This is a genomic window from Streptomyces sp. V3I7, from assembly GCF_030817495.1.
In the GTDB taxonomy this organism is placed as follows: domain Bacteria; phylum Actinomycetota; class Actinomycetes; order Streptomycetales; family Streptomycetaceae; genus Streptomyces.
This window is the reverse complement of record NZ_JAUSZK010000001.1, coordinates 5,948,149-5,973,468: the sequence shown is the minus strand read 5'-3', so window position 1 is coordinate 5,973,468 and position 25,320 is coordinate 5,948,149. Positions and strand designations below refer to the sequence as shown.

At 71.9% G+C, this 25,320-nt stretch carries 22 protein-coding genes; 12 read left to right on the top strand and 10 right to left on the bottom strand.

What is annotated here, in order from left to right; translation table 11 throughout:
- The first annotated feature begins 92 nt into the window (after positions 1-92).
- From QFZ74_RS27635 to QFZ74_RS27615, 5 genes are all read left to right on the top strand, one after another.
- Positions 93-1,361, top strand: a complete 1,269-nt coding sequence (locus QFZ74_RS27635) for an ATP-binding protein (protein WP_307623549.1) — start codon at positions 93-95, stop codon at positions 1,359-1,361.
- Between the two features lie 103 nt (positions 1,362-1,464).
- Positions 1,465-2,457, top strand: a complete 993-nt coding sequence (locus QFZ74_RS27630) for a LysR family transcriptional regulator (protein ID WP_307623548.1) — start codon at positions 1,465-1,467, stop codon at positions 2,455-2,457.
- A gap of 87 nt (positions 2,458-2,544) precedes the next feature.
- The gene (glpX, locus tag QFZ74_RS27625) at positions 2,545-3,624 is read left to right on the top strand and encodes a class II fructose-bisphosphatase (RefSeq protein ID WP_307623547.1); all 1,080 of its coding nucleotides are present in this window, start codon (positions 2,545-2,547) and stop codon (positions 3,622-3,624) included.
- Between the two features lie 5 nt (positions 3,625-3,629).
- A complete protein-coding gene (locus QFZ74_RS27620) occupies positions 3,630-4,667 on the top strand; it encodes a class I fructose-bisphosphate aldolase (protein WP_307623546.1) in 1,038 nt (345 codons plus the stop codon).
- A complete protein-coding gene (locus tag QFZ74_RS27615; protein WP_307623545.1) occupies positions 4,654-5,367 on the top strand; it encodes an HAD-IA family hydrolase in 714 nt (237 codons plus the stop codon). Before QFZ74_RS27620 ends, QFZ74_RS27615 begins: the two co-directional genes overlap by 14 nt.
- Here QFZ74_RS27615 and QFZ74_RS27610 read toward each other — a convergent pair.
- Positions 5,315-6,598 (bottom strand): GAF domain-containing sensor histidine kinase, encoded by a 1,284-nt coding sequence (locus QFZ74_RS27610; protein ID WP_307623544.1) that lies wholly within the window; start codon positions 6,596-6,598, stop codon positions 5,315-5,317. The genes QFZ74_RS27615 and QFZ74_RS27610 overlap by 53 nt on opposite strands.
- A 38-nt stretch (positions 6,599-6,636) precedes the next feature.
- Positions 6,637-7,299 (bottom strand): response regulator transcription factor, encoded by a 663-nt coding sequence (locus QFZ74_RS27605; protein ID WP_307623543.1) that lies wholly within the window; start codon positions 7,297-7,299, stop codon positions 6,637-6,639.
- A 121-nt stretch (positions 7,300-7,420) separates the two neighbouring features.
- Between QFZ74_RS27605 and rpe the strand changes: the two genes are divergently transcribed.
- From rpe to QFZ74_RS27590, 3 genes are read left to right on the top strand one after another with little or no spacing between them, the layout of a single operon-like run.
- Complete coding sequence (gene rpe, locus QFZ74_RS27600) at positions 7,421-8,146, top strand: ribulose-phosphate 3-epimerase (RefSeq protein WP_307623542.1); 726 nt, start codon at positions 7,421-7,423, stop codon at positions 8,144-8,146.
- Positions 8,143-10,404 carry a transketolase gene (tkt, locus tag QFZ74_RS27595; protein WP_307623541.1) on the top strand — a complete coding sequence of 754 codons (2,262 nt, stop codon included), beginning with the start codon at positions 8,143-8,145 and terminating at the stop codon, positions 10,402-10,404. The genes rpe and tkt overlap by 4 nt, the downstream gene beginning before the upstream one ends.
- A 28-nt stretch (positions 10,405-10,432) precedes the next feature.
- Positions 10,433-11,383, top strand: coding sequence for a phosphoribulokinase (locus QFZ74_RS27590; RefSeq protein WP_307623540.1), 951 nt, complete (start codon positions 10,433-10,435; stop codon positions 11,381-11,383).
- 67 nt (positions 11,384-11,450) lie between these two features.
- Here QFZ74_RS27590 and QFZ74_RS27585 read toward each other — a convergent pair whose 3' ends face one another.
- From QFZ74_RS27585 to QFZ74_RS27555, 7 genes are all read right to left on the bottom strand, one after another.
- The gene (locus QFZ74_RS27585; RefSeq protein WP_307623539.1) at positions 11,451-11,669 is read right to left on the bottom strand and encodes a formate dehydrogenase subunit delta; all 219 of its coding nucleotides are present in this window, start codon (positions 11,667-11,669) and stop codon (positions 11,451-11,453) included.
- Position 11,670: 1 nt separating this feature from the next.
- Positions 11,671-14,472 carry a formate dehydrogenase subunit alpha gene (gene fdhF, locus QFZ74_RS27580; RefSeq protein WP_307623538.1) on the bottom strand — a complete coding sequence of 934 codons (2,802 nt, stop codon included), beginning with the start codon at positions 14,470-14,472 and terminating at the stop codon, positions 11,671-11,673.
- Complete coding sequence (locus QFZ74_RS27575) at positions 14,469-16,022, bottom strand: NADH-quinone oxidoreductase subunit NuoF (RefSeq protein ID WP_307623537.1); 1,554 nt, start codon at positions 16,020-16,022, stop codon at positions 14,469-14,471. The genes fdhF and QFZ74_RS27575 overlap by 4 nt, the downstream gene beginning before the upstream one ends.
- Positions 16,019-16,492 (bottom strand): NAD(P)H-dependent oxidoreductase subunit E, encoded by a 474-nt coding sequence (locus QFZ74_RS27570; protein ID WP_307623536.1) that lies wholly within the window; start codon positions 16,490-16,492, stop codon positions 16,019-16,021. Before QFZ74_RS27570 ends, QFZ74_RS27575 begins: the two co-directional genes overlap by 4 nt.
- A 96-nt stretch (positions 16,493-16,588) precedes the next feature.
- The gene (locus tag QFZ74_RS27565) at positions 16,589-16,723 is read right to left on the bottom strand and encodes a hypothetical protein (protein ID WP_307623535.1); all 135 of its coding nucleotides are present in this window, start codon (positions 16,721-16,723) and stop codon (positions 16,589-16,591) included.
- A 71-nt stretch (positions 16,724-16,794) separates the two neighbouring features.
- The gene (locus QFZ74_RS27560) at positions 16,795-18,189 is read right to left on the bottom strand and encodes an OFA family MFS transporter (protein ID WP_307624299.1); all 1,395 of its coding nucleotides are present in this window, start codon (positions 18,187-18,189) and stop codon (positions 16,795-16,797) included.
- A gap of 201 nt (positions 18,190-18,390) precedes the next feature.
- Positions 18,391-19,392: a LysR family transcriptional regulator gene (locus QFZ74_RS27555; RefSeq protein WP_307623534.1), complete on the bottom strand. Its 1,002-nt coding sequence runs from the start codon at positions 19,390-19,392 to the stop codon at positions 18,391-18,393.
- A gap of 203 nt (positions 19,393-19,595) precedes the next feature.
- Here QFZ74_RS27555 and QFZ74_RS27550 point away from each other — a divergent pair, with 203 nt between their 5' ends.
- The 3 genes from QFZ74_RS27550 to cbbX are packed head-to-tail and all read left to right on the top strand — an operon-like array spanning position 19,596 to position 22,456.
- Positions 19,596-21,026: a form I ribulose bisphosphate carboxylase large subunit gene (locus tag QFZ74_RS27550; RefSeq protein ID WP_307623533.1), complete on the top strand. Its 1,431-nt coding sequence runs from the start codon at positions 19,596-19,598 to the stop codon at positions 21,024-21,026.
- A 21-nt stretch (positions 21,027-21,047) separates the two neighbouring features.
- Positions 21,048-21,482: a ribulose bisphosphate carboxylase small subunit gene (locus QFZ74_RS27545; RefSeq protein WP_307623532.1), complete on the top strand. Its 435-nt coding sequence runs from the start codon at positions 21,048-21,050 to the stop codon at positions 21,480-21,482.
- The gene (cbbX, locus tag QFZ74_RS27540; RefSeq protein ID WP_307623531.1) at positions 21,479-22,456 is read left to right on the top strand and encodes a CbbX protein; all 978 of its coding nucleotides are present in this window, start codon (positions 21,479-21,481) and stop codon (positions 22,454-22,456) included. The genes QFZ74_RS27545 and cbbX overlap by 4 nt, the downstream gene beginning before the upstream one ends.
- Positions 22,457-22,493: 37 nt before the next feature.
- Here cbbX and QFZ74_RS27535 read toward each other — a convergent pair whose 3' ends face one another.
- A complete protein-coding gene (locus QFZ74_RS27535) occupies positions 22,494-24,371 on the bottom strand; it encodes an ABC transporter ATP-binding protein (RefSeq protein ID WP_307624298.1) in 1,878 nt (625 codons plus the stop codon).
- Positions 24,372-24,548: 177 nt separating this feature from the next.
- Here QFZ74_RS27535 and QFZ74_RS27530 point away from each other — a divergent pair, with 177 nt between their 5' ends.
- A complete protein-coding gene (locus tag QFZ74_RS27530; protein ID WP_307623530.1) occupies positions 24,549-25,313 on the top strand; it encodes a crotonase/enoyl-CoA hydratase family protein in 765 nt (254 codons plus the stop codon).
- Positions 25,314-25,320 lie beyond the last annotated feature (7 nt).

The window sequence follows — 25,320 nt, the reverse complement described above, 5'->3', positions numbered from 1 at the left end:
GCAGCGTGCTTCCGGCGTGCGCCCCGTCCCGCTCCCCCACACCCTGGTGGGAGCGGCAGCGAGGAGGTGGCGTAGGGATGCCCGCGTGGCGGATGAGGGACTTCCATGACGATGACCTGGATCAGGCCATTCAGCTCTGGGACCAGAACGGGATGGACGGCCGGGCCGTGCCCGTGTTTCCGCTCTCCGAGGTGATCGCCGCCGTCCGTACGGGGGAGCCCGCGGTGGTGGCGGCCGTCGGGGACGAGCTCGTGGGGATGGCGGTGGCGCGGGCCGACGGTGAGCGGGCCTGGGTGCTGGTGCTGGCGCTGGCCGCCGGGTGGCGGCAGCGCGGGATCGGCAGTGATCTCCTCGCCGAGCTGGAGCGGCGGCTGCGCGCGTCGGGGGTACGGCGTATCAGCGCGCTGCTCCCGGCCGAGGCCACCGGCACGGCCGCACTGCGCAACTACGGGTACCGGCCCCGGGACGGGCTGGTCTACTTCGAGACGCTGGACCACCTCCCCGCCGCCGACGCGGGGCTTCTCGACGCCCTCGGCGGACGGGTGCTGCCGGGCGGGCTGTGGGGCTCGGTGGCCGGGATGGAGCGGGAGAAGGAGATCGTCGAGCGGCGGATCGTGCTGCCGCTGAAGGAGACCGAGCTGGTCGAGCAGTACGGCGTCGTCCCGCCCAAGGCGGTGATCCTCTTCGGGCCGCCCGGCACCGGCAAGACCAGCTTCGCCAAGGCGGTCGCGTCCCGGCTGGGCTGGCCGTTCGTCGAGCTCTTCCCCTCCCGGCTCGCCGCCGCCGGCGGACCGGCCGGGCTCGCCGCGGCTCTCCGGGAGGCGTTCGCCGACATCGGCGCCCTGGAGTCGGTGGTGCTGTTCATCGACGAGGTCGAGGAGATCGCCAGCGAGCGGTCCGGGGTGGCCGCGGACCCCGGGCACATGGTGACCAACGAGCTGCTCAAGCTGATCCCCGGCTTCCGCGCGCACGACGAGCACCTGATGGTCTGCGCGACCAATTCCGTACGCTCGCTCGACCCGGCGTTCCTGCGGCCGGGCCGGTTCGACTACCTGCTCCCCATCGGCCCGCCGGACGCCACCGCACGCGCCGCGATCTGGCAGCGCTACCTCGGCCGGGCCGCCGACTCGGTCGATCTCGCCCGACTCGTCGAGGCCTCCGAGCTGTTCACACCCGCCGACATCGAGTACGCCGCCCGCAAGGGTTCACAGGCCGCCTTCGAACGCGAGGTGGCGCACCGGCGCGGGGAACCCGCCGCCACCGAGGACTACCTCACCGCGATCAGCGAGATCCGGCCCACCCTCACGGACCAGATGATCAGCGAGTTCCACGAGGACATGGAACGGTACACGCGGATGTGAGACCGGCAGGGAGGCCACGGCCCGCGTCGGTTCCCTCGTGGGTCGTCCTCTCGCCTCAGGCCTTATCCTCCAAGCCCCTGGAAGCAGGCCTGAGGAGGGGCGCATGACGACCACTGCCCGGCTGCGCGCCTTCGTCGCTCTAGCCGAGACCGGGTCGGTGAAGGTGGCGGCGCAGCGTCTCGTCGTGACGGAGTCGGCCGTGTCGGCGGCCGTCGCCGCGCTCACCCGGGAGGTCGGCGTACCACTGGTGGAGCGGGTGGGCCGAGGCGTGTGCCTGACGCCGTCCGGGCAGACGTACGCCGGATACGCCCGCACCATCCTCGGGCTGCACGACGAGGCGCTCACCGCCGCGCGGGGCGACGTCGATCCGGAGCGCGGGCGGGTGCGGGTCGCCGCGGTGACGACCGCCGGGGAGCACGTCATGCCCGCCGTGATCGCGGGGTTCCTGACCCGGTACCCCGCGGTGGATCTGCGGCTCGAAGTCGGCACGAGCGAGCGGGTGTGGGGGCTGCTGGCCGCCCATCAGGCCGATCTCGTCGTCGCCGGACGGCCGCCCCACGGGCTCGACGACGTCGTCACGCGGGCCGTTCGGGCCAACGAACTGGTGGCCGTCGTCGCCCCCGGGCTCGCCGAGGACTTCGATCCGGGCCGCACCACCTGGCTGCTGCGCGAGGCCGGCTCGGGCACCCGTGTCACCTGCGAGGCCCTGCTTGCCGGTCGCCAACTCGACCCGCCCCGGCTGACGTTGGGCTCCAACGGGGCCGTGGTCGCCGGAGCCGTGACCGGGCTCGGCGCGACCCTCGTCTCCCGTGACGCGGTCGCCCCGCACCTGGCCGCCGGCGAGTTGGTCGAGGTCGCGGTCCCGGACACGCCCCTGCGCAGGCCCTGGCATGCCGTGACCCACACCCGGACGTCCGCGACCACCACCCTGCTCCTCGACCACCTTCTTTACGACGGGGGCGGTGACGACGGCGATGGCGCTGCGGGCGGCTGGCGTGCCCCTCGCTCCACCAGCCCGACCCGCTCCCCCAACTCCCCCGTCTCCCCCGCGCTTTCCACCCGGCGGGGGGCGAAGCCGGCCACCCCGCACGCCTAACGTCGCTTCCGGAACGCCGCCCCGTACACCCTCCGCACCACCCCGACCGCGTGCGGGGCGGTCGTTCTGCCCAGGAGGGAGAGTGACATGACGACGACACCGGCCGACGTCGGTACACGCAGCACCAGGGCGGTCCGCCCCCGCCCCGACCGCAACCTCGCCCTCGACCTGGTGCGCGTCACCGAGGCCGCGGCGATGGCGGCCGGGCGGTGGGTGGGGCGCGGCGACAAGAACGGCGCCGACCAGGCCGCCGTCGACGCCATGCGCGCGATGATCGGCACCGTGCCCGTCCGCGGCGTCGTGGTCATCGGCGAGGGCGAGAAGGACGCGGCGCCGATGCTCTACAACGGTGAGCGCGTCGGCGACGGCACCGGGGCCGGCTGCGACGTGGCCGTGGACCCGATCGACGGGACGACCCTGACGGCGAAGGGCATGGGCAACGCGCTGTCGGTGCTCGCGGTGAGCCCGCGCGGGTCGATGTTCGACCCGTCCGCCGTGTATTACATGGACAAGCTCGTGACCGGGCCGGTGGCCGCCGGTGCCGTCGACATCGAGGCGCCCGTCGCCGACAACGTGCGCGCGGTCGCGAGGGCCAAGGGCTGCGCCCCCGAGGACATCACCGTCTGCATCCTCGACCGGCCGCGCCACACCGGCCTGGCCGAGCAGGTGCGCCGGGCGGGGGCGCGGATCAAGTTCATCTCCGACGGCGACGTGGCGGGTGCGGTGATGGCGGCCCGCGACGATACGGGCGTCGACCTGCTCCTCGGTGTCGGCGGCACGCCGGAGGGGATCATCACCGCCTGTGCCGTCAAGTGTCTCGGCGGGGTGCTCCAGGGCAGGCTGGCGCCGCGTGACGAGGCGGAGCGGCGCCGGGCCCTGGACGCCGGGCACGACCTCGACCGCGTCCTCACGACCGACGATCTCGTCACCGGCGACGACGCCTTCTTCGTCGCGACGGGCGTCACCGACGGCGAGCTGCTGCGCGGCGTGCGCTACGGCCCCGGCCGGGCCTCGACCGAGTCGCTGGTCATGCGGGCCCGCAGCGGCACCGTCCGCTTCCTCCGCAGCGAGCACAGCCTCGCCCGGCTCGGCGCGTACGGCGTCGTCGACTACCACCTGCACGACCCCGCCCCCTCTTCCCGACCCGCCGCTCAGGAAGGAGCGTGACCGCGATGACCGAACTCGCCCGCACCGCCGCCCAGATGGTGGCTCCCGGAAAGGGAATCCTCGCCGCCGACGAGAGCATCGCCACGATGTCCGCCCGGCTGGAGAAGACCGGCGTCGCGCCGACCGAGGAGAACCGCCGGGCCTACCGCGAACTGCTCGTCACCACGCCCCGGCTCGCCAGCGGCATCAGCGGGGTGATCCTGTGCGACGAGACCTTCCGCCAGTCCCTGGCCGACGGACGCACGTTCCCCGAGGCCATGGCACAGCTCGGGCTGCTGCCCGGCATCAAGGTGGACACCGGCGCCAGGCACCTGGCGGGCGCCCCGGGCGAGACGGTGACCGAGGGGCTGGACGGTCTGCGGGAACGGCTCGCCGAGTACGCCGCTCTGGGCGCCCGTTTCGCCAAGTGGCGGGCGGTCGTCGGCATCGGGGCGGGGACCGGCACCGGGGCCGGGCAGCCGTCCCCGTGGAAGGTGCGGGCGGACGCCCACGCGCTCGCCCGGTACGCGGCGCTGTGCCAGGAGGCCGGGATCGTGCCGATCGTGGAGCCCGAGGTCCTGATGGAGGGCGCGCACGGCACCGCCCGGTGCGCGGCGGTCACGTCCGAGGTGCTGCGCGCGGTGTTCGCCGAGCTGGAGGCGGCGGGGGTGGACCTGGAGGGCATCGTGCTCAAGCCGAACATGGTGGTGCCGGGGCGGGACTCCTTCGAAGTCGTCACGCCGGACGAGGTCGCCCGGGCCACGGTCACGGTGCTGCGTGCCGCCGTGGACGAGCGCGTCGCGGGGATCGCGTTCCTGTCGGGCGGGCAGAGCGCCGCGCGGGCCACCGCCCACCTCGCCGCGATGCAACGGCTGGAGACGCCGTGGCCGCTCACCTTCTCCTTCGGCCGGGGCCTCGTCGACCCGGCGCTGGCCGCCTGGCACGGCGAGCCCGGGCGGGTGAGCGCCGGGCAGCGGGCCCTCGCGCACCGGGTGGCGTGCAACACGGCCGCGCTCCAGGGGACTTACACCGACGCCCTGGAAGACGCGCATGCGCCGGCCTGACGACGCCGGCCGGACCGTGGTCGTCTTCGACGTCGACGGCACGCTCGTCGACAGCGAGCGGGACGGCCACCGGGTCGCCTTCGACGCGGCGTTCGCAGCGGCGGGGCTGCCGTACCGGTGGAGCGTCGAGGCGTACGGCCGTCTGCTGGACGTCACCGGCGGACGCAGGCGCATCGCCGTGTTCCTGGAGGAGCAGGAGTACGAACCAGAGGAGGCGTCGGTGCTCGCGGCGGCGCTGCACGCGGACAAGACGGCCCGGTTCCGGGAGTTGGTCGCGCAGGGTCGCGTCCCGGCGCGTCCCGGCGTACCCGAGCTGATCGCCGATCTCCAGAAGGCGGGCGTCACCCTCGCCGTCGCCACGACCGGCACCCTGGCGTGGGTCGAGCCGCTGCTGGAGCGGCTGTTCGGGGCGGACACGTTCGCGGAGGTGGTCACCGGCACCGACGTACGGACGCTCAAACCGGACCCGGCGGTCTACCGCGAGGTGCTGGCACGCCTCGGCGTAGGACCCGAACAGGCCCTCGCCGTCGAGGACTCGGCCAACGGCCTCACCGCGGCGCTGGACGCGGGGCTGCCCTGTGTCGTCGTGACGAACGACTACACCCGCGGGCAGGACTTCACCGGTGCCCTGGCGGTCTTCGACGGCTTCAACGATCCTGATGCCGCGGCCCTGTTGCGGCAGTCGGCACCTTGGCGATGACCGTCGTGCCGTGGTCGGGGTGGGACCACACCTGAAGGCGGCCGCCGACGAGTTCGGCGCGTTCGGCCATGCTGCCCATGCCGTATCCGCTGCCGTTCGGCTGCTCGGACGCGGGCGCGGGAGAAGCAGCGGGGGCGGCGAGGTCGAAGCCACGGCCGTCGTCGAAGACGCGCAGCGACATCTCATCGGCGTCGCCGTGCAGTTCGAGGCGGACCTGGGTGGCCTCGGCGTGTTTGACGACGTTCTGGAGGGCCTCCTGCGCGATGCGGTAGAGGGCGATCTCCACGTGCTCGGGCAGGCGGCACTCCTCGACGTCCACGGTCACGTCGACGGTCGGGACCGAACGGGCCAGACTGGTCAGGGCGTCGGCGAGACCGAGGTCGTCCAGGACGGGCGGGCGCAGGTCGTTGACCGCCGCGCGGGCCTCGTCCAGGGTGAGGCCGGTGAGGCGGCGGGCGTGGACGAGCTGCTCGGCGGTGAAGTCGGGCGCGTCGGCGAGGGCGTCGGCCGCCGCGTCGAGATGGAAGCGGAGGCTGAACAGCCGCTGGGCGATGCCGTCGTGTATGTCGGACGCCAGCCGGCGCCGCTCCCCCTCCTGCGCGTCGATGATCTGCTCGGCGAACCGCTCCAGCGCGCGCTCGCGGGCGGCCAGCCTGCGGTGCAGCCGGGCCTGGTGCATCGCTCCGGCGACGAGGCTGCCGATCGAGGTGAGCAGGCGGACGTCCCGGTCGGTGAACTCGCGGCGGTCGCGCGTATGGACGTTGAGGATGCCGACGAACCCGCCGGGGCGGCTCGCCATGGGCACCGAGAGCATGGACGTGTAGTCCTGGCCGCGGAGTTGGGGGAAGTAGCGGTACCTGGGGTCGTCCTCCTTGTGGTCCGTGATGACCACGGGCTCCTGGTGGCTGGCCACCCAGCCGCTCACGCCCTCGCCGATCGGCAGCCGGACACGGCCGACTTCGCGGTCGAAGGGCGGGGTCGCGCCCGTGAGCGTGAGGGACTCACCGGTGTCGTCGAGGACGTGCACGAAGCACACGTCGGTGGCGGTGGCCTCCGAGATGAGCCCGGCGACGTTGGCGGCGAGCGGTCCGAGGTCCGGGCCGGCGGAGATCGCCTCGATGATGCCGACCAGCAGCGCGTTCTCGCGCTCGGGGTCGGCGAGACCGAGGCCGTGATCGTGCCCGCCGGTCGCCGCGTCGGCCTCACCGGCCCCGTCGCCCTCGTCAGCCATGCCACCTCCACCAGCACCCTCGCTGCCGCTCCCCACCCTCACCGGAAGATCCCCTCCCTCAGCGCGGCCGCCACCGCGCCCGCCCGGTCGTTGACCTCCAACTTGCGGTAGAGCGAGGCCACATGGCTCTTGACCGTCTCCCCGCCGAGGACGAGCCGGCCGGCGATGGCACGGTTGGACAGCCCGGCGACGAGCAGCGAGAGGACCTCGCTCTCCCGCTGGGTGAGGCCGAGCGCTGCGCCGGGCCAGAACTCCCCGGCCTGGAGCCGCGCCGCGGACACGGCGGCCCGGCCGGCCATGGTCGGGTCCACGACGACCTCACCCGACGCCGCCCGCTCGATGTGCCGTACCAGCTCCTCGCCGCCCATCCACTTGAGCAGATAGCCGACCGCTCCGGCCCGCAGCGCCTGGTAGAGATACTGCTCGTCGTCGTACGCGCTCAGCAGGACGACCTTCCGCTCGGGTTCTGTCTCGACGAGCCGCCGGCACAGGTCGAGGCCGCTGGCGGGGCCGCGCAGGCGTACGTCGGAGACGACGATGTCGGGGTCGAACGCCGCGACGACACGCGCGCCGTCGGCAGCGTCCGCGGCCTGGCCCACCACGCGTACGCGGCGCGCGAACCGCGCCAGCAGCGTCTTCAGTCCCTCGAGCACCATCTCGTGGTCGTCGACGAGCACGACCCGCAGCGGTCGGTCTTCCATGCGGTCACCCTAACCGCGGCCTGTGATCACGGGAATCCCCAGCGTCATCCCCCACCGGGGGGAACCGCGCGCGTCCGCGCGTGCCTACCGTCGTCCGCAACCCCCAGGACAGGAGGCCCTGATGAACTCGACCGCATCGCCCCCGCGCATCGTCCCATCCGTCCTCCCGGCCGACTTCTCACGGCTGGGGGACGAGTGCCGGCTGCTGGAGCGGGCCGGGGTGGACCGCATCCAGTGGGACGTCATGGACGGGGTGTTCGTGCCCAACATGACCATGGGACCGGACGTCATCGCGTCGGTGCGCCCGCTGGTGGACCTCGGGTTCGAGGCCCATCTGATGGTCGAGGAGCCGGACCGGATGCTGCGGCACTGGGTGGACGCGGGCTGCGAGATCATCATCGTCCACGCCGAGGCGACGCGCCATCTGCACCGCACCCTCGACGCCGTAAGGGAGTTGGGGGCGCGGGCCGGAGTGGCGCTCAATCCTGCCACCCCGCTGAGCGCGGTAGAGCATGTCCTCGACGGCATCGACCTGTTGCTCGTCATGACGGTCAACCCGGGCTGGGGCGGCCAGCGTTACCTCGCCTCCATGGAGGCGAAGATCTCCGCCGCCCGTGACCTCATCGCCCGGTCCGGGCGGGACATCGAGCTGGAGGTCGACGGCGGCATCGGCCGGGGCACCATCGCCGGCGCCGCGCGGGCCGGTGCCACGACGTTCTGCGCGGGCAGCGCGCTGTTCCGCGAACGGGCCCATCTCGCCGAGGAGGTGACGGCCCTGCGCGCGCTGGCCGCGCAGGCGGCACCGGGCCCGGCTTCCCACGACAAGGACACCAAGGAGGCAGCATGAGCGCGTCCACGGACAGGCCGCACACCGTCCCGCCCAGGTCCCACGCCGCCCCGCCCAGCCCGGCGTCCACGGACAGCCGGCCGACCGCCCCACCCGGACCCACGCCCTCAGACCAGTCACACACCGCCCCGCCCCGCCTCACACCCACGAACAGCCGGCCGGCCGCCCCGCCCGGCCCAGTGCCCACGGACAGGCCGCACACCACCCCGCCCGGACCCACGCCCACGGACGAGTCACACACCGCCCCACCCGGCCCGGCGCCAGCCGATCTCGCGCCCGCCCCCGACGACCTCGACGCCCAGGCGGCGGCGACGATCCGGCTGCTCGCCGCCGACGCCGTGGAGGCGGCGGGCAGCGGGCACCCCGGGCTGCCGATGGGCGCCGCGGTCCCGGCGTGGGTGCTGTGGTCGCGCTTCCTGCGCCACGACCCGAGCGACCCAGCCTGGCCGGACCGCGACCGGTTCGTACTGTCCGCCGGCCACGGCTCGATGCTGCTGTACGCGCTGCTGCATCTGTTCGGCTACGACCTCCCGCTCGACGAGCTGCGCCGGTTCCGCCAGTGGGGCTCGGCGACGCCGGGACATCCCGAGTACGGTCACACCCCCGGTGTGGAGACCACCACCGGCCCGCTGGGCCAGGGACTGGGCAACGCGGTGGGCATGGCGCTCGCGGAGCGGATGCTGGCCACCCGGTGCAACACCGCCGAGCACACGGTCGTCGGGCACCGCACATGGGTGCTCGCGGGCGACGGCGACCTGATGGAGGGCATCAGCCACGAAGCGGCCTCCCTCGCCGGGCACTTGGAGCTCGGCCGGCTCATCGTCCTCTACGACGACAACGACATCACCATCGACGGAGCGGCCACCGGGTCCTGCCGGGACGACGTGCTGGCGCGCTTCGCCGCCTACGGCTGGCAGACACTGCGGGTGGCCGACGGCAACGACGCCGACGCGGTGACGGCAGCCCTGGCCGCCGCGGTCGCCGACGAGACCCGGCCGAGCCTCGTCGCCGTACGGACGACGATCGGGTACGGCGCACCCACCGTGGCCGGAACGAGCGCGGCGCACGGGGCGCCGCTCGGTGAGGCACAACTGGCGGCCACGCGGCGACGATTCGGCCGGCCGGACGAGGTGTTCCACGTCCCCGCCGCCGTCGCGGAGTACTGCCGCCGGCTGGCCGACAAGGGACGTACGGACCGCGTCTCCTGGGAGTTCGACCGGGCGCGCTGGGCCGAGGACCGCCCCGACCTCGCCGCGCAGTGGAGCCCCTCGGCCTCTCCGCCCGAACTCGAATCGCTGCTCCCGGAGTTCGAGCCCGGAACATCCATGGCCACCCGCAAGGCGTCCGGTGCCGTGCTGGCCGCGGTCGGCCCGGCCTACCCGGCGCTGGTCGGGGGTTCGGCGGATCTGGCGGCCTCGACCAACACGACGATCCCGGGCGTGGGGGACGTCGGGCCGGGGGCGTACGACGGGCGCACCCTGCACTTCGGGATCCGTGAGCATGCCATGGGCGCGGTGCTCAACGGGATGGCCCTGCACGGGGAGTTCAGGCCGTACGGCAGTACCTTCCTGGTGTTCTCCGACTACCTGCGGCCCACGCTGCGGCTGGCGGCGCTGATGAAGCTGCCGGTGGTGTTCGTCTTCACCCATGACTCGATCGCGGTCGGCGAGGACGGGCCGACGCATCAGCCGGTGGAGCAGCTGGAGTCGCTGCGGCTCGTCCCCGGGCTGGCGGTGCTGCGCCCGGGCGACGCCAACGAGACGGCCGCCTGCTGGCAGCTGGCACTGGAGCGGAGTGACGGGCCGACGGCACTGGTGCTCAGCCGCCAGGACCTGCCGGTGCTCGCCCCGGTGTCCGCGAGCACGCTGGCCCGGTACGGCTGCCAGGTCGTCCGCGAGAGCGCCGACGCCCCGGAGACGGTCCTGCTCGCGACCGGGTCGGAGGTGGCGCTGGCGTGCGCCGCCGCCGAGGAGCTGGACGCGCGCGGTGTCGCGGTCCGGGTCGTCTCCGTGCCCTGGCGCGAGCGGTTCGAGGAGGCGCTGGCGGCCGACCCGGGGCTGCTGCCGCACTGTCCGGCGGTGTGGGTGGAGGCGGGGGTGCCGCACGGGTGGCGGGCCCTGGCCCGGCCCGGCGATCAGGTCATCGGGCTGGACCGGTTCGGCGCGAGTGCGCCCGGGCCGGTCGTGTACCGCGCCCTCGGTTTCACGGTGCCGGCGGTCGTGGAGGCCGCACTGACCGGCATCACCGGCAAGGCATGACGGCGTCGAGGCGCCGGGGAGGAGCGAGATGCCGTACAAGATGATGCGGATGCAGCGGGCGGACGCGGGGCGGGCGGCGGGACGGCGGCCGGTCATGCTCGCCATCGCGGGCGACAGCGCGGCGGGCAAGACCACCCTCACCAAGGGGCTGGTGGAGGCGCTCGGGCCGGAGCGCAGCACCTCGGTCTGCGTGGACGACTACCACCGCTACGACCGGCAGGAGCGCAAGGGGCTGCCGTTCACCGCGCTGCACCCGGACTGCAACTACGTCGGGGTCATGGAGCAGCATCTGCAGCTGCTCGCCATCGGGCAGCCGATCCTCAAGCCGGTGTACGACCATGACACCGGGCAGCTCACCCGGCCGGAGCTCATCGAGCCCCGTGACTTCGTGATCGTCGAGGGTCTGCTGCCGCTGCACACGAAGCTGATGCGGGCGTGCTTCGACGTCACCGTCTATCTCAACCCGCCGGAGGAGATCCGCCGGGAGTGGAAGATCAGGCGGGACACGCGGAAGCGTGGGTACACCGCCGACCAGGTGCGGGGCGAACTCGCCCGCCGGGAGCCGGAGTCGGAGGAGTTCATCCGGCCGCAGCGGGCGGCGGCCGATCTCGTCGTGCGGTTCGCGCCCATCGCGGGCCGCGACGATCCGCCCGGCACACCGCTGTCGGCGGAGCTGCTGCTGCGGCCGACCGTGCCGCATCCGGAGCTGAACGGGGTGCTGTCCAAGGGCGACCGGCGGGCGATCCACCTGAAACTGTCCCGGGACGAGGACGGCCGGCCGGTCGACGCGCTGCACGTCCACGGCTACGCGCCGCGCGAGGAGAGCCAGGTGGTGGAGAAGGCGATCTGGTCCCAGCTGGGCGTGGAGGCGGGCGGTCCGCCGGACACCCTGGGCAGGCTCGACGGCGGCGAGCGCAGCGAGCCGCTGGCCATCACCCAACTGCTGCTGATGTATCACCTGTTGGAGGCCACCCGCTGACGGCCGCGCCACCAGGCCCGCGCCGCCCCGCCCCTGTCCGGGCGGGGCGGCGCGGGCCTTCGCTCGCTCAGTTCCTCAGCAGCGCGGCGGCCGCCGCGACGACGGGGTTGCCGTCGGCGCCGGCCTGTCCGACCTGCTCGATCAGCTGTGCCTGCATCCGCGGGTCCCAGAACCTGCGGATGTGACCCGCCACCGCCTCGGCGATCTCGCCGGCGGGGAGATGACCGAGGTTGTTCGCGATGTCGTTCGCCATCCGGTACTGGGCCGGGACGCCCGTGGCGGCCATGTCAGTCCACCGCCGCGAGCCGGTCGCCCTGAGGGGACTGAAGCGGGTGGGCGAGCGCGACCTGTACAGCCGTCACCTTGTACTCCGGGCAGTTGGTCGCCCAGTCCGAGTTCTCGGTGGTCACCACGTTGGCGCCGGTCACCGGATGGTGGAACGTGGTGTAGACGACGCCCGGCGGCATGCGGTCGGAGACGCGGGCGTGCAGGCTGGTGCTCCCGACGCGGCTGGCCAGTGTCACGAGGTCGCCGTCGTGGATGCCGCGGACCTCGGCGTCGTGCGGGTGCAGCTCGAGCACGTCCTCGGCGTGCCAGGCCACGTTGTCCGTACGGCGGGTCTGCGCGCCGACGTTGTACTGGGTGAGGATGCGTCCCGTGGTCAGGATCAGCGGGAAGCGGGAGGTGGTCCGCTCGTCGGTGGGGACGTATGCGGTGACCATGAACCTGCCCTTGCCGCGCACGAATTCGTCGACGTGCATGGTCGGCGTGCCGGTGGGTGCCTGTTCGTTGCAGGGCCACTGGACGCTGCCGAGCTTGTCGAGCAGTTCGTACGTCACGCCGCTGAAGGTCGGTGTGGTCCGGGCGATCTCTTCCATGATCTGGCTCGGGTGGTCGTACGCCATCGGGTAGCCCATGGCGGTGGCGATGTCGCAGACGATCTCCCACTCGTGCCTGCCCGACTTCGGCGGCATCAGCATGCGCACCCGGTTGATCCGGCGTTCGGCGTTGGTGAAGGTGCCGTCCTTCTCCAGGAAGGAGGCGCCGGGCAGGAAGACCTGCGCGAACTCGGCCGTCTCGTTGAGGAACAGGTCCTGCACGACGACGAGTTCCATCGCGCCGAGCGCGGCGGCGACGTGCCGGAGGTTGGGGTCGGACTGGGCGATGTCCTCGCCGTGCACGAACAGCCCGCGGAAGGTGCCGTCGATCGCGGCGTCGAACATGTTGGGGATGCGCAGTCCGGGTTCGGGGAGGAGGGCCCGGCCCCACAGCTCCTCGAAGACGGTGCGTACGGCGTCGTCGGTGACATGGCGGTAGCCGCTGAACTCGTGCGGGAAGGAGCCCATGTCGCACGACCCCTGGACGTTGTTCTGGCCGCGCAGCGGGTTGACGCCGACGCCCTCGCGGCCGAGGTTGCCGCAGGCCATCGCGAGGTTGGCCATCCCCATGACCATGGTGGAGCCCTGGCTGTGCTCGGTGACGCCGAGGCCGTAGTAGATGGCGCCGTTGGGTGCCTGCGCGTACAGCCGTGCCGCGGCCCGGAGTTGGCCCGCGGGGACGCCCGTGACCGGTTCGGTGGCCTCGGGGCTGTTCTCGGGGCGGGCGACGAACTCGGCCCATTCGTCGAACCCTTCGCAGCGGGAGGCGACGAAGGCCTTGTCGACCATGCCCTCGGTGACCACCACGTGGGCCATGGCGTTGATGACGGCCACGTTGGTGCTCGGGCGCAGCTGGAGGTGGTGGGCGGCCTCGACGTGGGGTGAGCGGACGAGGTCGATGCGGCGCGGGTCGATGACGACCAGCTGGGCGCCCTCGCGCAGCCGGCGCTTCATCCGGGAGGCGAACACGGGGTGTCCGTCGGTGGGGTTGGCGCCGATGAGCACGATCACGTCGGCGTCCGCGACCGAGCGGAAGTCCTGGGTGCCGGCGGACTCACCGAAGGTCTGCTTGAGCCCGTAGCCCGTGGGTGAGTGGCAGACGCGGGCGCAGGTGTCGACGTTGTTGTTGCCGAAGGCCGCGCGCACCATCTTCTGGACGACGAAGACCTCCTCGTTGGTGCAGCGCGAGGAGGAGATGGCGCCGATCGAGCCCGCGCCGTACCGCTGCTGGATGTCGCGCATGCGCGTGGCGACGGTGCGGATCGCCTCGTCCCACTCGACCTCGCGCCACGGGTCGGTGATGTTCTCCCGCACCATGGGCTTGAGGACGCGATCGGGGTGGGTGGCGTAGCCGAACGCGAAGCGCCCCTTGACGCACGAGTGGCCCTCGTTGGCGCCGCCGTCCTTGGCGGGCACCATGCGGACCAGTTCGTCGCCGCGCAGTTCGGCGTTGAAGGTGCAGCCCACGCCGCAGTACGCGCACGTGGTCTGGACGCTGCGGGTCGGCATGCCCAGCTGCACCACCGACTTCTCCTGGAGGGTGGAGGTCGGGCAGGCCTGGACGCAGGCACCGCAGGAGACGCACTCGGAGTCCAGGAACGACTCGCCCGCCCCGGCGGAGACCTTGGACTCGAAGCCGCGGCCCTCGATGGTGAGCGCGAAGGTGCCCTGGATCTCGCCGCAGGCGCGCACGCACCGGGAGCAGGCGATGCACTTGGACGCGTCGAAGTCGAAGTAGGGGTTGCTGTGATCGGTCTCCAGGTCGAGGTGGTTCTCGCCCTCGTAGCCGTAGCGCACCTGACGCAGTCCGACGACGCCCGCCATGTCCTGGAGTTCGCAGTCGCCGTTGGCGGGGCAGGTCAGGCAGTCCAGAGGGTGGTCGGAGATGTACAGCTCCATGACGCCCTGGCGCAGCTTGTGGAGGCGCGGTGTCTGGGTGCGGACCTTCATCCCCTCGGTCACCGGGGTGGTGCAGGAGGCCGGGGTGCCCTTGCGGCCGTCGATCTCCACCAGGCAGAGCCGGCAGGAGCCGAACGCCTCAAGGCTGTCGGTGGCGCACAGTTTCGGGATGTCGGTGCCGGACAGGGCGGCGGCGCGCATCACCGAGGTGCCTTCCGGCACCGCCACCGGCTGCCCGTCGATCTCCACCGTGACGGTAGCCGCACCGGGCAGGCCGGGCGTGCCGAGGTCGGGTTCCTTGAACCGGGTCATTGTGCCGCCTCCTCGCGTCGAGCGGTGAAGTCCTCCGGGAAGTGCAGCAGCGCGCTCCGCACCGGGTTGGGCGTCAGTCCTCCCATCGCGCACAGCGAGCCGTCGGTCATCAGCTCGCACAGGTCGTTCAGCAGGCCGAGGTTGGCCTCGGGGTCCTCCCCGGCGGTGATGCGGTCGATCGCCTCGACCCCGCGGACGGAGCCGATCCGGCAGGGAGTGCACTTGCCGCAGGACTCCTCGGCGCAGAACGCCATCGCGTAGCGCGCCATGCCGGCCATGTCCACGGTGTCGTCGAAGACGACGATCCCGCCGTGCCCCAGCATCGCCCCGGCCGCGTCGAACGCCTCGTAGTCGGTGGGCAGTTCGAGCTGGGAGGCCGGCAGGTACGGGCCCAGCGGGCCGCCGACCTGGACGGCGCGCAGGGGCCTGCCCGAGCGGGTGCCGCCACCGTAGCCGTGGACCAGGTCGGCCAGGCTGATGCCGAACGCGGTCTCGAAGACGCCGCCGCGCGCGATGTTCCCGGCGAGCTGGAACACCTGGGTGCCGCGCGAGCGGTCGACGCCCAGGTCGGCGTACGCCTTGCCGCCGTCGGTGAGGATGGCCGGCACGCTGGCGAGGGTCAGGACGTTGTTGACGACGGTCGGTTTGCCGAACAGACCGGTGAGGGCCGGGATCGGCGGCTTGGCGCGCACCATGCCGCGCTTGCCCTCCAGGCTCTCCAGCATGGAGGTCTCCTCGCCGCAGATGTACGCCCCGGCGCCGATCCGCAGATGGAGGTCGAAGCGGAAGCCGGAGCCGAGGACGTCCTCGCCGAGCCAGCCGCGCTCGCGTGCGATGCCGATCGCCTGGTGCAACACCTGGGCGGCGTCGGGGTATTCGGAGCGGAGGTAGAGGTAGCCCTCGTGGGCGCCGACGGCGTACGCGGCGATGGTCATGCCCTCGATGAGGACGAACGGGTCGCCCTCCATGACCATCCGGTCGGCGAAGGTGCCGCTGTCGCCCTCGTCGGCGTTGCAGCAGACGTACTTCACGTCCTCGTCGGTGCCGGCGACGGTGCGCCACTTGATACCGGCCGGGAACCCGGCGCCGCCGCGGCCGCGCAGTCCTGAGTCCATGACCTCGGTGACCACGTCGGACGGGTCGAGTGCGAGGGCCCGGCGCAGGCCCGCGAGGCCGCCGTGGGCGAGGTAGTCCTCGGGGGACAGCGGGTCGGTGAGGCCGACGCGGGCGAGGCACAGCCGCTGCTGGTCGCGCATCCAGGGCAGTTCGTCCACCGGACCCTGGTACAGGGCGTGTTCGGGCTCGCCCTCGAGCATGCCGGCGGCGACGAGGCCGGCGACGTCGTCGGGCGACACGGGCCCGTAGCCGATCCTGCCGCGCTCGGTGACGACCTCCACCAGGGGCTCCAGCCAGAGCATGCCGCGCGATCCGTTGCGCACCACCTCGATCTCCCGGCCGGTGGCCGGCGCCTCGCGCAGCAGGGCCTCGGCGACCTCGTCGGCGCCGACGGATGTCGCCGCGGAGTCCCGCGGCACGTAGACCGTGGTCATGACGCCTCCCGCTGCACCATGCCGGCCAGCCGGTCCCGGTCGAGACGCCCGTACAGCCGGCCGTTGACCTGGGCCGCGGGTCCCAGCGCGCAGTTGCCCAGGCAGAACACCTGGTCAAGGGTCACCGAGCCGTCGGGCGTGGTCTGTCCGGCCCGGACGCCGAGGGTCTGCTCCAGACCGGCGAGCAGGTCCTCCGCGCCGACCGACCTGCAGGCCTCCGCGCGGCACACCCGTACGGTCGTCCTGCCCGGCGGCCTGGAGCGGAAGTCCCGGTAGAAGGTGACGACGCCGTGCACGTCGGCGCGGGACAGGTTCAACTCCGCGGCCACGAGCGGGACGACGTCGGGATCGATGTAACCGAGCCGGTCCTGGATGTCCTGGAGAACCACCAGGAGGGGTCCCGGTTCCTGCCGGTGGGCGTCGACGACGCACCGGACGAGTTCGGGCAGATTCATTTCCGTTCGGTTCATGAGCCGCTCCGCAGGGGTTGCTTGTTGCTCGTACTTCCGGAAATGGCAGCGGGCCCGCCCCGCGCCTGAAGGGGACGGGGGACGGGCGGGCCGGTTTCAGCGGGTGAACAGCGGCAGGCTGGAGTTGACGGCCTGCACGACGCCGTACACCAGCGGTACTCCGACGATCAGCCACGAGATGGCGATCCTCGCGGTGTGGCCGCCGGATGCCTTGGTGGCGCTCTGCGACATGACGGTCGCTCCTTCCCTCCCTTTTGCGGGCGGTCGCGAGTTGCGGGTGGTGGCCAGTTGTGGCTTGCCGCTCAGTTGGGGGCGGCGGCCTGCGCGGCCGCGCTGGTCTGCGGCGTCCCGGCCGGTTCGTGCCAGCGGGCGGCGACGGGCCGGACGAGCAGGTTCGCGACGAAGCCGACCGCCAGGACACCGACCATGGTGAACAGCGCCGGCCGGTAGTCGCTCGCGGTCAGCTCGCCGGGGGTGCCCCGCGCGTCGAGGATGCCGTTGATGATCAGCGGTCCGACGACGCCCGCCATGGACCACGCGGTGAGCAGCCGGCCGTGGATGGCACCGACCTGGTACGTCCCGAACAGGTCCCGCAGATAGGCGGGAGCCGTCGCGAAACCGCCGCCGTAGAAGGAGATGATGACGGCGGCCAGGAGGACGAACAGGGCCGTGGACGTGGACCCGACCAGGGCGAGCAGGGTGTAGAGGACCATGCCGACACCGAGGTAGACCACGTAGATCGGCTTGCGGCCGATGAAGTCCGAGGCGGAGGACCAGGCGAAGCGGCCGGTCATGTTGAAGATCGACAGCAGGCCCACGAACCCGGCCGCGGCGGCCACGGTCACGCTCGACGTCTCCCCCTTGCGGAAGAAGTCCTGGATCATCGGGGCGGCCTGCTCCAGGATGCCGATGCCCGCGGTGACGTTGCAGAACAGCGCCGTCCACAGCAGCCAGAACTGCGGTGTCCTGATGGCGTTGGCGGCGGAGACGTGCGCGGTGGTCACCATCGGCTTGGCCTTCAGCTGCGCCGGGTCGAAACCGTCCGGCCGCCAGCCGGGGGCCGGGACGCGGACGGTGAAGACGCCCAGCATCATGACCAGGAAGTAGACGACTCCCAGGGTCACGAACAGCTTGGCGACCGCGCCGCCGGAGGCGACCGCCGCCGTGTCGCCGTGGCCGTCGTAGAAGGCGAGCAGCTCACGGGAGAGCGGGGAGGCGACGAGGGCGCCGCCGCCGAAGCCCATGATGGCCATGCCGGTGGCCAGGCCCGGCCGGTCGGGGAACCACTTGATGAGCGTGGAGACCGGGGAGATGTAGCCGATGCCGAGTCCGATGCCGCCGATGAAGCCGTAGCCGACGTAGACGAGCCACAGTTGGTCGGTGGCGATGCCGAGGGCGCCGATGAGGAATCCGGCGGACCAGCAGCAGGCGGCGGTGAACATCGCCTTGCGCGGGCCGACCTTGTCGACCCAGGTGCCCATGACCGCCGCCGAGACGCCGAGCATGACGATGGCGATGGAGAAGATGACACCGATCGAGGTGAGCGTCGTGCCGAAGTCCTGGACCAGCGCGGTCTTGTAGACGCTGGTGGCGTAGACCTGGCCGATGCAGAGATGGATGGCGAGCGCAGCGGGTGGTATCAGCCAACGACTGTAGCCGGGCCGGGCAACCGTGTGCTCGCGGTCCAGGAAGGACAGTGCAGCCACTGTCCACCTCCTTGTGCGAGTATCCTGTGAGTGGCTGAGGTGGTGGCTGGTGCATGCGCTCGCAGCGGGTGACGTCCGACACGGGCGACGGCGACGTACAAGCTCGGTCGCCTCAGCGGTGGTGCGCTGAAAAATTAAGGGCGTGTGTGACCCAGGTCAAACTTTCTTTGCGAATCTGGTCATAACCAGGATTTATGAAGCCCGTTGCTCCGCATCCGCTCGGGCTCTCGGAATGACTCCCTCCCCTTCCTCCTCGCCCAGCGGGCGCAGGCCGTCTACGTGACGTCGCATCACGCGGTCGAGTTCGCCCCGCATGTCGATCTGGCGCGAGATGTCCACCAGGGCGCGGGCCAGCAGCGACTCCGGGGCGCGGTCGGCGAGGACCAGTCCGACGTGGACGGCCCGCTTCGGCCGGGGAAGCGCCAGCAGCCGGGTGCCCTCCGGTACGCCGTAACTGTGCAGCCAGGCATGCGGGATGACGCTGGACAGCCGCATCGAGGCGATGTGCGCGTAGATCGCCGAGACGGTGTCGGTCTCGACGACGGGCCCGGCCGTCGCGCCGGCCTCGGCGAAGTACCCGTCGAGGATACGGCGGTTCTGCATCACCGGGGTGAGCAGGCACAGCGGCGCCGAGGCGGCCTCCGCCCAACTCACCGAGTCCTGCTCGCCGAACGCCCCTTCCCGCGGCGTCAGGAACAGGTACCGCTCCCGGTACAGCGGGACCACCCGCACCTTGCCCAGGGGTTCGCCGTCGACGTAGGTCATGCCGACGTCGATGTCGAACTCGTTGAGCCGGGCCACGATCTCGCGCGACGACATCGACTCCAGCGAGAACTGCATCATCGGGTGCCGCGCGTGCAGCGGTGTGGTCAGCATCGAGGCGATGGTCAGCCCCGTGGGGACCGCGCCGATGCGCAGCACCCCGGACAGCCCGCCGCGCATGCTCGACAGCGAGTGACGCAGGGCGTCCTGCTCCGCGAGCATCCGGTGCGCCCACTGGAGCACCTGCTTGCCCTCGGGGGTGAACCCCTCGAACCGCTGGCCCCGTTGGACGATCCGCACACCGAGCTCCGCCTCCAGCTTGCGGATGCCGGACGACAGCGCGGGCTGGGACACATGGCACGCCTCGGCCGCGCGCCCGAAGTGGCCCTCGCGCGACAAAGCACTGAGGTACTCCAACTGGCGCAACAGCATGCCGCCATAGATACCCCGAAAAGAAGCCGCAGGTAAAGACGCCGGACACGGTCGGGATCGCGGCCCTCCGGATCCGGGATCGCGGCGCTCCGGATCCAACCCTTGAGCGATCACTCAAGTATCCGCCGAAAGACTTGATGGATATACGAAGGGTTCGGCGCCAGCATGGAGACATCCCGAGTCACCCATCGTCAGGAGAAGACATGGCCGAGCGCTGGGGCGCAGGAGTCATTCCCTACGCCGAAATGGGGTACTGGCAGCCGGACTACGAGCCGAAGCCGACGGACGTCCTCGCCGCGTTCCGCATCACGCCGCAGCCGGGCGTGCCGCCGGAGGAGGCCGGCGCCGCGGTGGCGGGCGAGTCCTCGACGGCCACCTGGACGGTGGTCTGGACGGACCGGCTCACGGCGTACGACCACTACCAGGCCAAGTGCTACCGGGTGGATCCGGTGCCGGGCGCCGAGGGCGAGTACATCGCCTACATCGCGTACGACCTCGACCTGTTCGAGGAGGGCTCGATCGCGAACCTCACCTCGTCCATCATCGGCAACGTCTTCGGCTTCAAGCCCCTCAAGGCGCTGCGCCTGGAGGACATGCGCATCCCGCCGCACTACGCCAAGACCTTCCAGGGCCCCGCGCACGGCATCGTGATGGAGCGCGAGCACCTCGGCAAGTACGGCCGTCCGCTGCTGGGCGCCACGACGAAGCCGAAGCTCGGTCTGTCCGCCCGCAACTACGGCCGGGTGGTGTACGAGGCGCTGCGCGGCGGGCTGGACTTCACCAAGGACGACGAGAACATCAACTCGCAGCCGTTCATGCGCTGGCGGGACCGGTTCCTGTTCTGCATGGAGGCGGTCAACAAGGCGCAGGCGCAGACCGGTGAGACCAAGGGCCACTACCTCAACATCACCGCGGCGACGATGGAGGACATGTACGAGCGGGCCGAGTTCGCCAAGGAGCTCGGCAGCGTCATCGTGATGATCGACCTGACGATCGGCTACACGGCGATCCAGTCGATGGCCAAGTGGGCCCGCAGGAACGGGGTGATCCTGCATCTGCACCGCGCCGGCCACTCCACCTACACCCGGCAGAAGACGCACGGCGTCAGCTTCCGTGTGATCTCCAAGTGGATGCGCCTGGCGGGCGTCGACCACATCCACGCGGGCACGGTCGTCGGCAAGCTGGAGGGCGACCCCAACTCCGTGCGCGGCTTCTACGACACGCTGCGGCTGGACAAGGTGGAGGCGGACCCGGTCAAGGGCCTGTACTTCGACCAGGACTGGGCCTCGCTGCCCGGGGTCATGCCGGTCGCCTCCGGTGGCATCCACGCCGGTCAGATGCACCAACTCCTGGACTACCTGGGCGAGGACGTGATCCTCCAGTTCGGCGGGGGCACGATCGGCCACCCCATGGGCATCGCCGCCGGCGCAAGCGCCAACCGGGTCGCGCTCGAAGCGATGATCAAGGCGCGCAACGAGGGCCGGGACTTCCTCGCCGAGGGCCCGGACATCCTGCGCGCGGCCGCCAAGCACCACCGTCCCCTGGACGTCGCGCTGTCCACCTGGGGCGACGTCACCTTCACCTATGCGTCCACGGACACACCGGACGTCGTCCCCACCCCGACCACGGCCTGACGACCGGGAGGAACGAAGAACATGCGCATCACCCAGGGCACCTTCTCCTACCTGCCCGACCTGACCGACGAGGAGATCCAGCGGCAGATCCAGTACGCGCTGGACAACGACTGGCCACTGTCGGTGGAGTTCACCGACGACCCGCACCCCCGCAACACCTACTGGGAGATGTGGGGCCTGCCGATGTTCGACCTGCGCGACGCCGCGGGCGTGATGTTCGAGGTCGACGAGTGCCGCCGGGCGTACCCCCAGCACTACGTCCGCGTCAACGCCTACGACGCGCGCCTCGGCCGGCAGACCACCGCGCTGTCGTTCATCGTCAACCGCCCCGACGACGAGCCCGGTTTCCGGCTCCAGCGGACCGAGGTGAGCGACCGCCGCATCCAGTACACGACGCAGGCGTACGCCACCGACCGCCCCTCCGGCGAGCGTTACGCGCCGGGCCGCCCCCGATGACCGGCGGCGACCAGGGGCGTCCGGCCTTCGGTATGCGCCCCTCCGCACCCGGCACCGAGGCGGCCGCCGACGACCCGGTGGAGCAACTCCTGCCGGACGACGCGACGGTGGACCTGGACGCGGAGCGGCGCAAGTCGGGCGTGGACGACGTACTGGACGCGCTGGACCGTGAACTGGTCGGCCTGCGCCCGGTGAAGACCCGCATCCGGCAGATCGCGGCGCTGCTGCTCGTCGACCGGCAGCGGGCGCGGTTCGGCCTCTCGTCCAACCGGCCCAACCTGCACATGTCGTTCACCGGCAGTCCCGGCACGGGCAAGACGACGGTGGCCCTGCGGATGGCCGCGCTGCTCAAGCAGCTCGGCTATCTGGAGCGCGGCCATCTGGTCACCGTCACCCGGGACGACCTGGTCGGCGAGTACGTCGGGCACACCGCGCCGAAGACGAAGGAGGTCCTCAAACGCGCCATGGGCGGCGTGCTGTTCATCGACGAGGCCTACTACCTGTACCGCGCGGAGAACGAGCGCGACTACGGGCAGGAGTCCATCGAGATCCTGCTGCAGGTGATGGAGAACCAGCGCGACGACCTCGTGGTCGTCCTGGCCGGCTACAAGGACCGGATGGACACCTTCTTCCAGTCCAACCCCGGGATGAGTTCACGCATCGCCCACCACATCGACTTTCCCGACTACTCGCTGGAGGAGCTGGAGCAGATCAGCGAACTCATCGTGCGCGAGCAGGGATACGAGCTGTCCCCGGCGGCCCGTTCCACCGTCCGGGACTATCTGGAACGGCGCCGCGAGCAGCCGCGGTTCGCCAACGCCCGCAGTGTCCGCAACGCCGTGGAGCGCGCCCGGCTGCGGCAGGCCAACCGGCTGGTGGACGGTGACGCGGGGGCGCTGGGCAAGGACGACCTCATGCGGCTGGAGCCGGAGGACTTCCTCGCCAGCCGGGTGTTCGCCGCAGGGCCGAACTGATCAAGGGGCAGGGCGAGTCACTCGGGGCGGCGGGCGCTCAGCTCGCCGCCACCTCGGCGTCCTGCTTGGCGAACTGGGTGCGGTGCAGTTCCGCGTACCGGCCGTCGGCGACGAGGAGTTCCTCGTGCGTGCCGCGCTCCACGATGCGGCCGCCCTCGACCACGAGGATCACGTCGGCGGCCCGTACGGTCGACAGCCGGTGCGCGATCACCACGGCCGTACGGCCCTCCAGGGCCTCGGTCAGCGCCTCCTGGACGGCCGCCTCCGAGGTGTTGTCCAGGTGGGCGGTGGCCTCGTCGAGGATGACGACCCGCTGGCGGGCGAGCAGCAGCCGGGCGATGGTCATGCGCTGGCGCTCGCCGCCGGAGAGCCGGTAGCCGCGTTCGCCGACCACCGTGTCCAGCCCGTCGGGCAGGGCGCGTACGACCTCCTCCAGGCGGGCGCGGGTCAGGACGTCCCACAGCTCGTCGTCGCTCGCCCCGGGCCGGGCGAGCAGCAGGTTGGCGCGGACGGTGTCGTGGAACAGGTGGCCGTCCTGGGTGACCATGCCGAGGGTGGCGCGCAGGGAGGCGGCGCTGAGGTCGCGGACGTCGGTGCCGCCGATGCGTACGGCGCCCTCGTCGACGTCGTACAGCCGCGGCAGCAGTTGCGCGATGGTCGACTTGCCGGCGCCGGAGGAGCCGACGAGGGCCACGGTCTGGCCCGGTTCGGCGCGGAAGGAGATGCCGTGCAGGACCTCGTCGCCGCCGCGGGTGTCGAGGGTGGCGACCTCCTCCAGGGAGGCGAGGGAGACCTTGTCGGCGGCGGGGTAGCCGAAGCGGACGTCCGCGAACTCGACGGCGACCGGACCCTCGGGCACCTCGCGCGCCACGGGCTTCTCCTTGATCAGCGGGTCGAGGTCGAGCACCTCGAAGACCCGCTCGAAGCTGACCAGGGCGCTCATGACCTCGACGCGGGCTCCGGCGAGCGCCGTGAGCGGGGCGTACAGGCGGGTCAGCAGCAGGGCCAGGGAGACGACGGCGCCCGCTTCGAGGGTGCCGCGCAGCGCGAACCAGCCGCCGAGGCCGTAGACCAGGGCGAGGGCGAGGGAGGACACGAGGGTCAGCGCGGTGATGAACGCCGACTGGGCGGTCGCGGTGCGGACGCCGATGTCGCGCACCCGGGCGGCGCGCGCGGTGAACTCGGTCGACTCCTCGTCCGGACGGCCGAACAGCTTGATCAGGGTGGCGCCGGGCGCCGAGAAGCGCTCGGTCATACGGGTGCCCATCGCCGCGTTGAGCGCGGCCGCCTCGCGCTGCATACGCGCCATCCGGCTGCCCATGCGCCGCGCGGGCAGCACGAACACCGGGAGCAGCACCAGCGCGAGCAGGGTGATCTGCCAGGACAGGGTGAGCATCACGGCGAGGGTGAGGATCAGGGTGACGAAGTTGCTGACGACCCCGGAGAGCGTGTTGCTGAAGGCGCGCTGTGCGCCGATGACGTCGTTGTTCAGGCGGCTGACGAGGGCCCCGGTGCGGGTGCGGGTGAAGAAGGCGACCGGCATGCGCTGCACGTGGTCGAAGACGGCGGTCCTCAGGTCGAGGATGAGCGCCTCGCCGAGCGTCGCCGAGAGGCGTCTCGCGAGGATGCCGAGCCCCGCCTCCGCGACCGCGATGAGGGCGATCAGCAGGGCGAGCCGGACGACCCGGCCCGCGTCGCCGTGCGACACGATCGCGTCCACGACGCGCCCGGCGAGGACCGGCGTCGCCACGGCGAGCAGCGCGGTCACCACCCCGAGCAGCACGAACTGCACGATGCGGCGGCGGTGCGGACGGGCGAAGGCGCCGATGCGGCGCAGGGTGGCGCGGGCGAAGGGGCGCCGCTCCTCCTGCGCGGTCATCACGCTGTGCAGCTGCATCCAGGCGGTGGTTTCCATGCTCATGGAAAGAACGGTAGAACCTCGAGCGTCCTTGAGGTCAACCGAGATTCCGGCGCACCCCCTCCTCCCCCTCCCGACAAGCCGGCGGCCCGGCGTACGCCAGGTCATCTGAGCGCTCCCGCCCTGTAGCCTGCCGCCCGCACACAAGCGCGACGGGGAGTGGGGTAGGGACACATGCCGGTCAGGATCGAACGCCAGGGCCCGGTCACGACGGTGGTGATCTCGCGCCCGGAGGTGCGCAACGCGGTGGACGGGCCGACGGCGACCGAACTCGCCGACGCCTTCCGCGCGTTCGAGGCGGATCCCGAGGCGCGGGTGGCGGTGCTGTGGGGCGAGGGCGGCACGTTCTGCGCGGGCGCGGACCTGAAGGCGATGGGCACCGAGCGGAGCAACCGCGTCGCCACGGACAGTGACGGCCCGATGGGCCCGACGAGGTTGCGCCTGTCCAAGCCGGTGATCGCCGCGGTCGCGGGCCACGCCGTCGCCGGCGGCCTGGAACTGGCCCTGTGGTGCGACCTCAGGGTCGCCGAGGAGGACGCCGTCTTCGGCGTGTTCTGCCGCCGCTGGGGCGTCCCCCTGATCGACGGCGGTACGGTCCGCCTCCCCCGCCTGATCGGCACCAGCCGGGCGATGGACATGATCCTCACCGGCCGCCCGGTCGCCGCCGCCGAGGCGCATGAGATCGGCCTGGCCAACCGCGTGGTCCCGACCGGCCGCTCCCGCGTCGAGGCGGAGCAACTGGCGGCCTCCATCGCCCGCTTCCCGCAGGCGTGCCTGCGGGGCGACCGGGCCTCGGTCCTGGAGCAGGAGGGCCAGGACGAGGAGGCGGCGATGCGGAGTGAACTCCGCTACGGGATGGGTGTGTTGGCGGAGGCGATGGAGGGGGCGGCTCGGTTCGCCGGGGGTGCGGGGCGGCACGGGTCGTTCGGGGAGGTGTGAACGGGCT